The organism is Neobacillus paridis, from assembly GCF_016765675.1.
GTDB classification, from domain to species: domain Bacteria; phylum Bacillota; class Bacilli; order Bacillales; family Cytobacillaceae; genus Neobacillus; species Neobacillus paridis.
Window position 1 is genome coordinate 1 of the sequence record NZ_JAESWB010000012.1, and the last position, 787, is coordinate 787.

Annotated in this window: 1 protein-coding gene; it reads right to left on the bottom strand. The window is 57.3% G+C overall.

Annotated features, from left to right (window positions below; all coding sequences use genetic code 11):
• The coding region (locus tag JK635_RS27805) for a TerC/Alx family metal homeostasis membrane protein (protein WP_202651737.1) at window positions 1–692 on the bottom strand (692 nt) is incomplete at its 3' end.
• Window positions 693–787 lie beyond the last annotated feature (95 nt).

Consider the following 787-nt stretch of genomic DNA (forward strand, 5'->3'; position numbering starts at 1 on the left):
ATCGCCGGCACTGAGTCCACCGCGAAGATGAGGTCGGCGAACTCCACCATGCACAAAGCCAGGAACAGCGGCGTTGCCCAGGCAACCGGTTTGCCGGTCGCAGGATCAGGCTCACGCACAAAGAAGGCGTTGCCTCGAACCTGCGGCGTCACACGCATCATCTTGCGCAGCCACTTCAGCAGAACGCTGTTCTCCAGGTTCGGCTCGTGGTCCGCCATCCACAGCATCTTGATGCCGGTAACCACCAGGAATGCGCCGAAGATGTAGAGAATCCACGCGAACTGGCTGATGAGCGCCGAACCCAAGCCGATCATGGCTGCTCGCAGCACGATGACGCCCAGGATGCCCCAGAACAGCACACGGTGCTGGTACTGTCGTGGGATCGCGAAGAAGGTGAAGATCATCGCGATGACGAACACGTTGTCCATCGACAGCGACTTCTCGATGATGTAGCCGGTGAAGTATTCGACGCCTCGTTCCGAGCCGAGATGCCACCAGAGCCAAGCGCCAAAGATCGCGGCTACGACGATGTAACCGCTGGAAAGCCATAAGCTCTCCTTGACGCCAATCTCCCTGTCATCCTTATGCAGAACGCCAAGATCAAACGCGAGCAAGGTCACGACGATCGAGATGAAAGTCAACCACAGCCAGACGTCTTGGCCAAGAAAGTCTGCATGAAGGAATTCGGTCACGTTAGATCCTGGTGAGTGAAAGAAGTGTGAGGGACAGGCAGCTCATGGCGCTGCCGAGGAGGGTCAGCAACCGGATATCTCGTTTATCATTGCCG